Source organism: Thauera phenolivorans (assembly GCF_001696715.1).
GTDB lineage: Bacteria > Pseudomonadota > Gammaproteobacteria > Burkholderiales > Rhodocyclaceae > Thauera > Thauera phenolivorans.
On record NZ_MBFM01000002.1, the window covers coordinates 711,693 to 724,197 of the forward strand.

Sequence of the window (12,505 nt, forward strand, 5' to 3'; positions counted from 1 at the left end):
GCGTGAAGCACGACTAGTGCAGGATAGGCTGACGCCGGCAAACATCACATCGCGGGCGACTTACGGGAGGAAACGCTGATGATCTCGGCCTTCGACCGGGGAATGATCGACACCCGATTGTCTCCATCCAGAACGACGTAGGCGTTCTCGGGAGACAAGAAGACGAGGCGCCCATCGACCGTCTTAGCCTCGGCCGGATGCTCCAGCTCGAGCGTCACGGGGACGTTGCCGCCAACGCCAAAGTGCTTGAGGCCGAACTCGAGCAGCGCCACGGTCTCCTTGTGCGCCACGGCCGTAATGCCCAGCAAACAGACCAAGACGATAACCAGGCTGCGCAGGCTGTCCTTGGCTGTTCCGTGAATTAGGGCACCGATTTGAAGGCATACCAGGATGCTAACGGCGAAGATCACGAGCCAGATCATCCAGTCCTGTTGCGATCGGCTCAGCGCGCCAGCCACGCCAAGGATGACATACAGGTTGACCACGCCGAGCACTGCGACATGTACCCAGTCGATACTTCTGCGATACCACCACCGTAGCGCCGGGATCACCACCCCCACAGCAGAGATCGCAAACATCACGATAGTCAGCTCTGTAGCAAGGAAGAACACACCGATCCCGACCGCCCCGTTTACCAGCATGTCGTAGGAGAAGAAGCCCTCGTTCCCCATGAAGAGAATGAACACCGCCTGGGAGTACAGAGCGAAGAAACCGAAGCTAAGGAGGGCCGAAAGCAAGCGGTAACCCACCTCCCTGGGCGCCGGTCCCGCCGCAATCTGCGTCCCTGGCACACCCCGCAATCGGTGCATTCCCGCCTCTACTGCTCGTTCCAGTCTCTGCACATCACTCCCCTAGACACCGCTCAACTGAGCCCAATTTGTAGAGAATATCGTCATTTTTCGACACGAAACGATATCATGTCGAATCCGTCGACACGTCCGATCGAAATGTCGATGAATCAGCCTGCTATCGACACATGACCTTCGACCCGCGCAAGCCATACAACGACCTCCCTGCCCTTCCCCCTCAGGCGGAAGTCGAGTCTCGGGCCATCCTGAAGGCCTGCATCGAGGCGCGTGCCGCCGTCGCCGAACTCAAGCAGGCCGGTGAGCTAATCCCCAACCAGGCCGTGCTGATCAACAGCATTCCCTTGCTGGAAGCCCAGGCGAGCTCGGAGATCGAGAACATCGTGACGACGACGGATCGCCTCTTCCAGTTTGCCGATGATCGCGAGTCCATGGCCGACCCGGCGACGAAGGAAGCGCTCCGCTATCGGACAGCGCTGCGCGAGGGATTCCAATCGCTGAGTCGTCATCCACTCACGACCCGTACCGCGGTCGACATCTGCCGCACCATCAAGGGCGTCGCTATCGACATCCGCAAGACGCCGGGCACGGCGCTGATGAACGACCGCAGCGGCGAGGTGATCTACACCCCGCCCGAAGGTGAGGCACGCATTCGCGACAAGCTCTCCAACTGGGAGCACTTCTTGCACGAGGCCGAGCACATCGACCCGCTGGTACGCATGGCCATCGGCCACTACCAGTTCGAGGCCATCCACCCTTTCGTCGATGGCAATGGCCGAACCGGCCGGGTGCTCAACCTGCTGTACCTGGTCGAGCAGGGCTTGCTCGACATCCCGGTGCTCTACCTGTCCAAAGCCGTCATCGAGGCCAAACAGGACTACTACCGGCTCCTGCTGAACGTCAGCCGTGATGCCGCCTGGGAGCCCTGGATACTGTTCATGCTCGGCGCGGTTCGCAGTACTGCGCAATGGACAACGTCCCGCATCAAGGCAATTAGGGCGCTCATCGATGAAACCGCAGAGCGGATGAAGCGTGACGCGCCCGGCATCTACTCCCGCGAGCTGACCGAGCTGATCTTCGTGCAGCCCTACTGCCGCATCGCCAACGTCGTCGATGCCGACATCGCCCAGCGCCAGACGGCATCGGTCTATCTCAAGCAACTCGTCGACATCGGCCTCCTGCGCGAGATGAAGGCCGGACGGGAGAAGCTCTTCATCAACCCGCACCTGATTCAAGCACTTTCCGCAGCCTGACATGGCTGCCTGGGCAGATCAGCAATGACAAATAGCAACTTCCAACAGCTCGCCAACTTCATCTGGTCCGTCGCCGACCTGCTGCGTGGCCCCTACCGCCCGCCACAGTATGAGCGCGTGATGTTGCCCTTGACCGTGCTACGCCGCTTCGATGCCGTACTCGCGTCCTCCAAAGACGAGGTGCTCAAGCGCTACGAAGCACTCAAAGCGAAGAACACCCCCAACATCGACGCCATCCTCAACAACCTGGCCAAAGACGAGGACGGGCGCTCATTGGGTTTCCACAACCACAGCCAGCTCGACTTCTACAAGCTCAAGGGCGATCCGGACAACATCGGCCGCCATCTGGAGGACTACATCCAGGGGTTCTCGGAGAACGTCCGCAAGATCTTCGAGCGCTTCGAGTTCAGTAAAGAGATCGAAAAGCTCGAGGAATCCAACCGTCTCTACCAGGTTGTCGCCCAATTCGCCGAGATTGACCTGCATCCCAGGCGCGTCGACAACATCACCATGGGGCTGGTGTTCGAGGACCTGATCCGCCGCTTCAACGAATCGGCCAATGAGACGGCGGGCGATCACTTCACCCCACGTGAAGTGATTCAGCTCATGGTCAACCTGCTGCTGGAGCCGGACACCGACGTGCTCACCCAGGCCGGCGTCATCGTCACCATTTGCGATCCTGCCTGCGGCACAGGGGGCATGCTGGCCGAGGCACAGAATTGGATTCGCGCTCACAACGAGCAGGCAACCGTCAAAGTCTACGGGCAAGACTACAACCCACGTTCCTATGCGGTGGCCGCATCCGACCTGCTGATCAAGGGCCAAAAGGATAGCCGCGTCGAACTCGGCAACACCCTGATCGACGACCGTTTTGAGGACATGCACTGGTTCGACTACCTGCTCGCCAACCCGCCATTCGGCGTGGACTGGAAGGCCGAGAAGAAGGAAATCGACCGCTGGCCCAGTTTCCGTGGCCAAGGGCCGAACGGGCAGATATACCGAGGCAAGCTGCCCCGGATCAACGATGGCGCGCTGCTCTTCCTGCTTCACATGATCAGCAAGTTCGCGGACTACCAATCTGGCAACAAGGATCTGCCGGGTTCGCGAGCCGCCATCGTCTTCAACGGTTCCCCCTTGTTCACCGGTGGCGCCGGCAGCGGCGAAAGCGAGATCCGCCGCTGGATCATCGAACACGACATGCTTGAAGCCATCGTCGCCCTGCCGGAGCAGATGTTCTACAACACCGGCATCGGCACCTTCATCTGGGTGGTCACCAACCGCAAGGCTGGGCACCGCAAGGGCAAGATCCAGCTCATCGACGCCCGCGAGCGCTATACGCCGATGAAGCGCAGCCTCGGCGACAAACGCCGCTACCTGGACCACACCGCGCTTGAGCTTATCACCCGCGAACACGGCTCCATGGAGGAGAGCCAGACCAGCCGCGTCTTCGACAACGCCGATTTCGGCTATCGCCGCATCACCGTGCTGCGCCCGCTGCGCCTGCGCTTCCAGATCACCGAGGACGCCTGCGAACGCTTCCTCAATACCTGCCCCGAGCTGTACGACGCCCTGTTGGCCGTGCAGGACGCACTCGACAGCGAACCGCTGCTGGACTGGAACGAAACCTGGGACGCAGTGCAGCAGATATTCAGAACCCTGCCGGATGATGTCGAAGGCTGGGCCAAGGGCGCCAAAGGCACAGCACAGAAGAAGATCTTCCGCGACTGCTTCACCGTAACGGACCCAGAGGCCGCGCCCGTCATTGCCAAGCGCCACATCAAGTTCACGCTCGATGAGGAAGCCTTGTTCCCTCAGGGGGTACCCCCCCTCGAGGACGAAGCCTTTTACGCCCTTCTGGGTCTGCACGCTGCAGGCAAGGGCAAGCACGTCGAATACGAACCCGACCCGGCGCTGAAGGACTTCGAGAGCATCCCGCTCAAGGAAGACATCGTCAGCTATTTCCAGCGCGAAGTTCAGCCTTATGTGTCGGATGCATGGATCGACCGCGAGACGCTGGACGAGCAGGACGGCGGCATCGGCAAGGTGGGCTACGAGATCAACTTCAACCGCGTGTTCTTCCAGTACCAGCCGCCGAGGCCGCTGGCCGAGATCGATGCCGATCTGGCCAAGGTTGAAAAGCGGATCCTGGGCTTGCTGCGGGAGGTGACGGAGTGATGCCGACAACACCGTTTCCGGCACAACGTCTCAAGTACGCGGCGACCATCAACGACGAGGCACTCTCAGAGTCCTCCGACGCTGATTTTGAATTGGCTTACATCGACATCGGCAACGTTGATTCTCAAGGGCGAGTCCACGACATCGTCAACTATCGCTTCGAAGATGCGCCCAGCCGTGCCCGCCGCGTCGTGCGTGATGGTGATGTCATCATCTCAACCGTACGCACCTACCTTCAGGCTATAGCGCCGGTCGAGAATCCACCGGACAATTTAATCGTCTCGACAGGATTTGCCGTCGTCAGGCCGTCGAACTTGCTCGACCACCGGTTCTGCAAGTATGCCCTTCGGGCAAGCAAGTTTCTGTGGGAGGTAGAGAGCCGATCTACCGGCGTCAGCTATCCGGCTATCAATGCTTCAGATCTCGGCGACATCAAGGTCAGCTTGCCGAAAATCAGTGCTCAGCGACTTATCGCCAACTACCTCGACCGCGAAACCGCCCGCATCGACGGACTGATTGCCGAAAAGGAACGCATGCTGGCGTTACTGGAAGAAAAGCGCGCTGGCCTCATCAGCCGCGTCGTCACCCGCGGCCTCGACCCCAACGCCCCGCTCAAACCCTCCGGCCTAGAGTGGCTAGACGAAGTTCCAGCGCACTGGAATACCTGCCAATTGAAGCGCACCTGGGCTTCATCGGACTATGGGTTGTCGGAAAGCATCAGAGACGAAGGAGAAATTGCAGTCCTCCGTATGAGCTGCATTGTCGATGGTAGGGTTGATGTTTCGAAGTCCGGAATGATTACGGAGGTCGACGGCCACTTGCTGCTCCGGCGAAACGATCTGCTCTTCAACCGAACGAACAGTCTTGATCAGATCGCAAAGGTCGGGCTAGTGGATTTCGACCCAGACGAGCCCTTGACCTTCGCTTCCTATCTGGTTCGTATTCGTACGAATCATCGCGCAACGCCGCAATACTTGGTCGCGCTACTGAATTCGTCATTGTTTCTGGAGTTCGCTCGAAAGAACGCGATTCCGGCGATCGGCCAGGCCAACTTGAGTCCGACGCGATACGGGGAAATTCACATCCCACTGCCGCCAAAGGCCGAACAGGAGGAGATCATCACCTTCCTCGAACGCGATGCCGAGATATCGGCTCCAGTCCGCGAATACATTAGAAGCTCTATCAGCCTCCTGAAGGAGCGCCGCGCCGCACTGATCTCGGCTGCAGTCACCGGGCAGATCCCGTTGGAGGAGATGGCTGGATGAAGCTGAAGAAAATCGCGCTGGCCAACTTTCGAGGCTTCGATCAGATCGACCTCGATTTTGCCGATGATGTGACGGTGATTGCGGGCGTCAACGGTGTGGGAAAATCCGGTGTTTTGAAGGCACTGACGAGCGCGCTATCGCTGGCGCTGCCGAAGTTCACGGTCTCCCGGGAGACTCCTCTCGGCTTGAACGATACCGACGTTCAATCGGGCAAGCCTGGGCTCGCCATGTCGGTGACGCTTGGCCTCGATACGGCAACGGTCATTGTCGATCTGAACCGCGCGGCACCACTGGCTGCCGACAAAACAGAGACGCTGATCAAGCGTCGAGATGAGCTGCGCTTTGCCACACGCGAGACCAAGAAGGGTTCAAAAGAAGAACAGGAGATCAACGACGAAATCAGGCTGATTGAATTCCAGCTTGGTCAGACCTCAGACGTTCCTGCTGTCCGAATTTTGCCCGATGACTCAGCGATTGATGCAGACGACCTGCTTGCTGCCCTAAAGGAGTGCCGTCAGCAGCCATTTGCCGTGTTCTACACCACCTCTCGCTTTCTGTCTCGACTTCCACCGGCACTGCCCAAGACAAAGAAGCTCGACGCAGCAACGGCGTATGACAAGGCGCTCAACCAACTGGAGGTGTCGCTTAACGATTTCGCCAATTGGTATCGGGTTGTTGCATCCGAGGCAACTACGGCGACCAAAGATCGACTTTTCCAGCACCTGCAGCAAGCGATTCAGACATTTCTGCCTGAGGTCTGCGACCTGGAATTGCACGATGCTCGCCCGCCGCGTTTCAGCGTGACAAAGCGTGGCCAACCACTGTTTCTTGAGCAACTCTCTGATGGTGAACGCGGCCTGCTGGCCCTGGTTTTCGACCTCACCCGACGCCTGTCCATTGCCAACCCGGACAGTGACAACCCCATCGCCGACGGTGTGGCACTGGTATTGATCGACGAGATCGAGCTGCACCTGCATCCCAAGTGGCAGCGCGATGTGCTTCAGCGCCTGCGGGAGACCTTCCAATCCTGCCAGTTCGTGGTCACCACCCATTCCCCGTTGGTGCTGGGCGAGGTGCCTGCGCGCTGTGTGCGCTTTCTCGAGTTTGTGGATGGCAAGGTGAGCGTGACCGTACCGACAGAGGCCTATGGCATGGATGCCAACCGCATCCTTCAAGAGCTGATGGGCGCGCTAGTGCGCAACCGACAAGTGGACGGTGAACTGAAAACTCTATTCGAACTGATCGACCAGGAGCGCTTCGACGACGCTCGATCCGTAATCGCGGCCCTCGCAAGCAAGCTAGCAGGGTGTTGATTTAATACGTTTCCCAGTAAGTGCAAGGGTTTTAGATCTGCTATAATGCTTGTTGCATTAACGGTCTGACAATTCCGATGCGCGGCACCGATCATAAACAGAACGCCTTGTTCAGCTACGTGAATATCGAGGAGCGAATTCCTCAGGATCATCCATTGCGGCGGGTGAAGGTGCTGGCCGATCTGGTTCTGCGTGCGATGTCGCCCACTTTCGATTCGCTCTATGCCGAAGGCGGCCGTCCCTCGATTGCCCCGGAGCGGCTGCTGCGCGCGTCGTTGCTGCAATGCCTGTTTTCGATTCGCTCGGAGCGCGTACTGGTCGAGCATATCGACTTCAACATGATGTATCGCTGGTTCGTGGGCCTGACGCTGGACGAGGCGGTGTGGGATCACTCGACGTTCTCGGCCAATCGCGAGCGCTTGCTCAAGGAAAGCGTGATGCGCGAGTTCTTCGGTGGCGTGGTGGCGATTGCCGAGTGGGCCGATCTGGTCTCGGACGAGCACTTCAGCGTCGACGGCTCGCTGCTGCGGGCGTGGGCTTCGCACAAGAGCCTGGCCGCACGCGACGGTTCGGACGAGCCCCCGGGGCCGGATCAGGGACGCAACCCCGAGGTGGACTTCCGGGGGCAGAAACGTTCGAACGCGACGCACGTCTCGCGCACCGACCCGGACGCCTTGCTCGCCAGCAAGGGCGGCGCAGGCGCCTACCTGAGCTTCACAACCCATGCGCTGGCGGAGAACCGCAACGGGCTGATCGTCGATGTGCACACCACCCAGGCTACCGGCACTGCCGAGCGCGAGGCCGCGCTGGTGATGGTCAAGCGCACCGTGAAGCCGGCCGACGCGACGCATCAGCCGACGTTGGCGGCCGACCGGGGTTACGACACGGCCGAGTTCATCGCTGCGCTCACGCCGCTGGGCGTGCTGGCGCACGTTGCCGCCAAGACCAAGGGCAGCGCCGTGCCCGTGGCGGTCAAGGCTACCGAAGGCTATGCGGTGAGCCTGCGTCGTCGCAAGATGATCGAAGAGGCGTTTGGCTGGGCCAAGGACATCGGCACGCTGCGCCGCCTGATGGCGCGCGGGCTGGACACGATTCGCGCGCATGCGCTGCTCAATTTCGCCGCCTACAACCTGACGCGGCTGGGTAATTTGCTGGCGCCGTAACCCGATGGCGCTATCGCGCCACTTGCGTTGCGGCATTTGACGGTTGAATACGGTGTCTTTGCAGCGACGGGAGCGCTGCTCGATTGCGGTTGCACAATCGGCTGGGAAAACGGCTGGAATCGTCATCAGGGCGGCTCGGGTCGGCTCTTTTCTGCGTCGATTTTTTTCCAGGCGGCTGGGAACCGAAGGTGAAGCGAGAATTTTCAACACCCTGCTAGGCGAGGATGAGCCCGAACTGACCCGTGCCAGCTCACTGATCCGTTTTCTGGAGGGAGCCGAATAGATGCGGACAATCCGGAAAGGGCCAGAACCCGCCACTTTGACCCAACATCGCAAGCAGCCGCATGCCGACTACAACAACTACGCGGACAAGGCGGCCCTGCGGCAAGCCTTGGTGAATGAGCAGCGCGGCGTGTGCTGCTACTGCCAGTCTCGTATTCGGGCCACGGCCGAGGACATGAAGATCGAACACTGGCAATGCCAGACCGACTACCCAGAGCGGCAGCTCGATTTTGGCAATCTGCACGGCGTGTGCAAAGGAAACGAGGGACAGCCCATCGACAGGCAACACTGTGATACCCATAAGGGCAACAGAGACCTGTGCTTCAGCGTATGTGATCCAGCCCACCCGATCGAGCGCAAGATTCGCTTCTTGGGCAATGGGGAGATCACATCGGACGATGAGGCGGTAAGAACGGCGATTAATGAGGTACTCAATCTCAACTTGAGCCGGCTTACGGAGAACCGAAAATACGCTTTGACCGGTTTCCTTCAAGGCCTTGGAAACGCAAAGCTTGATCATGCGAGAGAGCTTCCGAAGTGGGATGGCTCTTTGGGCAGCGAGCTGCCTCCCTTCTCGCAAATCGTTGCCCACTATCTGCTGAAGAAGCTGAAGAGATTGCCCGCATGAAGCGCACCAGTGAAGCTGCTTTTGAAACCGCCATCGAGGCGGTCTTGCTGGGCGAGGGCTACACGCGGGTCGATACCAAAGGCTTTGACCGCGAGCGCGCGATCTTCCCCAGCGAAGCACTGGCCTTCATCCGCGCCACCCAGGGCAAGGTGTGGGAGAAGCTGGAGGCATTGCACGGCGAACAGACCGGCGCCCGCGTGCTGGAATCGCTGTGCAAGTGGCTGGATACCCATGGCGCGCTGGCGACTCTGCGCCACGGCTTCAAATGCTTCGGGCGCACGCTGCGGATTGCCTTCTTCCGCCCCGCCCACGGCTTGAACCCGGAACTGGAGGCGCGCTACCAGGCCAATCGGCTGGGACTGACCCGCCAGTTGCACTTCAGCCCGAAGTCGGAAAAGTCGCTCGATGTGGTGCTGTCGGTCAACGGCATTCCGGTGGTGACGCTGGAGCTGAAGAATCCCCTGAGTGGCCAGACGGCAGCCAATGCCATCCACCAGTACCGCCACGACCGCGACCCGCGCGAACCGATCTTCGTGTTCACCAAGCGCAGTCTGGTGCACTTTGCGGTGGACACCGAGGAGGCCCACATGGCCACGCGCCTGGCGGGTTCGTCCACCTATTTCCTGCCCTTCAATCGGGGCATGGACGGCGGCGCCGGCAACCCGCCCGATCGCGAGGGACGCAACTACAAGACCGCCTACCTGTGGGAAGAGGTGCTGCAGCGCGACAGCCTGCTCGACCTGCTCGCCCGCTTCCTGCATCTGGATGTGGAAGAGAAGACGACCGACGAAGGCAAGAAGGTACGCAAGGAGAGCCTGATCTTCCCTCGCTACCACCAGTTGCAGGCGGTGCGCCGGATGGTGGCGTCCGCCGTGAGCGAGGGCGTGGGTCATAACTACCTGGTCGAGCACTCGGCCGGCAGCGGCAAGAGCAACACTATTGCCTGGCTGGCGCATCGGCTGTCCAGCCTGCACAACGAACGCGACGAACGGCTGTTCGACAGCGTGGTGGTCATCACCGATCGCGTGGTGCTCGATCGCCAGCTGCAGAACACCATCTACCAGTTCGATCACCGCCAGGGCGTGGTGCAGAAGATTGACGAGGATTCGCGCCAGTTGGCCGAGGCGCTGGAAGCGGGCGTGCCGATCATCATCACCACGCTGCAGAAATTCCCCTTCGTGTCGGGGCAGCTGGCCAAGCTGAACGAGGAGCGCGGCGAGGGCGGCAAGAGCCATCTGCCCACGCGCAGGTACGCGGTGATCATCGACGAAGCGCACAGTTCGCAATCAGGCGAGACGGCCACGGAATTGAAGGGCGTGCTGGGCGGAGCCGAGTTGCGCAAGAAGGCGCAAGAGATGGCTGAGGAGGAAGGCGAAGTCGAGTTGGAGCGCCTGTTCCGTTCCATGGCCAAGCGCGGCCGGCAGCCGAACATGAGCTTCTTCGCCTTCACCGCCACGCCCAAGCACAAGACGCTGGCGATTTTCGGCCGGAACGGCGAACCCTTCCACCGCTACACCATGCGCCAGGCGATCGAGGAAGGTTTCATTGAGGATGTGCTCAAGAACTACGTCACCTACAAAACCTACTACAAGCTGATCAAGAAAGCCGAGGGCGACCCCAACGTCGAGCGTAAGAAGGCCGCCAAGGCGCTGGCCCGCTTCATGCGCCTGCACCCTCACAACATCGGACAGAGAACCGAGGTGATGGTGGAACACTTCCAGCACTTCACCCTCCACAAGATCGGCGGCCATGCAAAAGCGATGGTGGTGACCGGCTCGCGGCTCGAGGCCGTGCGTTACAAGCAGGAGTTCGATCGCTACATCAAAGAGAAGGGTTACCCCATCAAGAGCCTAGTCGCCTTCTCGGGTGCTGTAGAGGACGACAAGATTCCGGGGAAGACATACACGGAAGTCGACATGAACTCGGGCCTGAAGGAGAAAGACCTTCCTGAGACCTTCGGCAAGCCCGACTTCCGCGTGCTGCTAGTGGCAGAGAAATACCAAACCGGATTCGATCAACCGCTGCTGCATACGATGTACGTGGACAAGCGGCTATCGGGCATCCAGGCGGTGCAGACCCTGTCTCGCTTGAATCGCACGCATCCGCTCAAGGACGACACCTTCGTACTCGACTTCGTCAATGACCCGAAGGAGATCCAGGAAGCTTTTCGGCAGTACTACGAGGGTTCGGTGATGGGCGAAGATGTCGACCCGGACCGCCTGTATGAGGTCAAGGCCGAACTCGACGCTTCCGGCATCTACCTGCAGGCAGAGATCGACGCGTTCTCGCAGGTCTTTTTCGCACCCAAACGCAGGCAGAGCCCGGGCGACCACAAGTCCATGAACGCGCTGCTCGACAAGGCGGTTGAGCGCTTCAAGCAGTTGCAGGCCGGCGAGGAGGAAGAGGCCGAGCTCTGGCGTGGCAAGCTGCAGGCCTTCCGTAATCTCTATGGTTTCCTGAGCCAGGTCATTCCCTACCAGGACAGCGATCTGGAGAAGCTGTTCACCTACCTGCGTTATCTGGCGCTGAAGCTCCCCAAGCGCAAGAGCGGGCCTGGGTACCAGTTCGACGAAGAGGTCGAACTCGGCTACTACCGCCTTCAAAAGATCAGCGAGGGATCCATCAGCCTGAACCAGGGCTACGCCAAGCCGCTCGACGGACCCCGCGAAGTCGGGTCGGGGATGGTGCGCGAGGACCACGTGTCCCTGTCGCGCCTGATCGACATCATCAATCAACGTTTTGGAGGGGAGTTGAACGACGCCGATCAGCTCTTCTTCGATCAGATCGCCGAGGCCGCAAGCCAGAACGAGTCGTTGCAACGTGCAGCAGAAGTGAATTCGCTCGACAAGTTCCAGTTGGTCTTCCGCCAGGTACTTGAGTCCCTGTTCATCGAGCGCATGGAACTCAACGACGAGCTTTTTGCCGACTACATGACCAAGCCAGACCTTCAGGAAGTGGTCTCAAGGTGGCTCGGTGCTCAGGTCTACGATCAACTCAATCGAGAGCACCGGAAACGAATCTGAAGCGATAGACACGTGCTGCCAGCAACGGACTAGCGCTTTGGCAGCACGCCAGCTTGAAGCGCGCTCTTCGGTACGCAAGCAGTACAAACACCAGCTTCAGACACGTATGTTCAGCTTCGCTAAGCTACTGATTCTTACATATCTTCAGTATGCTTGATCTATGCTCAACTTCCCTTCAATATCAATAACATATTGATTTAAAAGGAAACTCATAATCCTTTGGTTGCGGGTTCGAATCCCGCAGGGCCCACCAGCAGAATCAAGCACTTGCGCCGTAAGCGCTCCACGAACCCCATCCTTACGTAGCCCTGGGTGAGCCCGCATGCTTCGGCTTCCGTTTTCCGGGGAGCACGAGCATGTCGGAGCGCAGCACGTTTTGGTTGTCGCACCTGTCGGCGATCGAGGCCGCCCGAGTTCGACAGTTACGCTCGCAAGTGCTTGTGTTTTCTGGAGCACACTTTCAAAAATGCCACTACAACAGCGCCAATTGCTCCGGCGCCGCTGGTTTTCCTATCCCCAGTGCATGGTAAGCGCTCCACGAACCCCATCCTTCCGGGGCTCGCTACGCTGTGATCAACTGCTCAGCCTTGAGACTCC

8 protein-coding genes are annotated in these 12,505 nt (G+C 59.7%); 7 read left to right on the forward strand and 1 reads right to left on the reverse strand.

The window, feature by feature from the left end; genetic code table 11:
- Positions 1-44: 44 nt before the first annotated feature.
- A complete protein-coding gene (locus BB334_RS06775) occupies positions 45-737 on the reverse strand; it encodes a hypothetical protein (protein ID WP_158014374.1) in 693 nt (230 codons plus the stop codon).
- Between the two features lie 239 nt (positions 738-976).
- Between BB334_RS06775 and fic the strand changes: the two genes are divergently transcribed.
- The 7 genes from fic to BB334_RS06810 all read left to right on the forward strand — a co-directional run bounded on the left by fic (position 977) and on the right by BB334_RS06810 (position 11,908).
- A complete protein-coding gene (fic, locus tag BB334_RS06780) occupies positions 977-2,059 on the forward strand; it encodes a protein adenylyltransferase Fic (protein ID WP_068806044.1) in 1,083 nt (360 codons plus the stop codon).
- A 24-nt stretch (positions 2,060-2,083) separates the two neighbouring features.
- Complete coding sequence (locus tag BB334_RS06785; RefSeq protein ID WP_068806047.1) at positions 2,084-4,234, forward strand: type I restriction-modification system subunit M; 2,151 nt, start codon at positions 2,084-2,086, stop codon at positions 4,232-4,234.
- Entirely contained in the window at positions 4,234-5,499 is a 1,266-nt protein-coding gene (locus BB334_RS06790) for a restriction endonuclease subunit S (RefSeq protein WP_068806050.1), read from the forward strand. Before BB334_RS06785 ends, BB334_RS06790 begins: the two co-directional genes overlap by 1 nt.
- Positions 5,496-6,812 carry an AAA family ATPase gene (locus BB334_RS06795; RefSeq protein ID WP_068806053.1) on the forward strand — a complete coding sequence of 439 codons (1,317 nt, stop codon included), beginning with the start codon at positions 5,496-5,498 and terminating at the stop codon, positions 6,810-6,812. Before BB334_RS06790 ends, BB334_RS06795 begins: the two co-directional genes overlap by 4 nt.
- A 77-nt stretch (positions 6,813-6,889) precedes the next feature.
- Entirely contained in the window at positions 6,890-7,975 is a 1,086-nt protein-coding gene (locus tag BB334_RS06800) for an IS5 family transposase (RefSeq protein WP_068803382.1), read from the forward strand.
- A 283-nt stretch (positions 7,976-8,258) separates the two neighbouring features.
- Positions 8,259-8,885 (forward strand): retron system putative HNH endonuclease, encoded by a 627-nt coding sequence (locus BB334_RS06805; protein WP_068806056.1) that lies wholly within the window; start codon positions 8,259-8,261, stop codon positions 8,883-8,885.
- Positions 8,882-11,908: a type I restriction endonuclease subunit R gene (locus BB334_RS06810; RefSeq protein WP_068806059.1), complete on the forward strand. Its 3,027-nt coding sequence runs from the start codon at positions 8,882-8,884 to the stop codon at positions 11,906-11,908. The genes BB334_RS06805 and BB334_RS06810 overlap by 4 nt, the downstream gene beginning before the upstream one ends.
- Positions 11,909-12,505 lie beyond the last annotated feature (597 nt).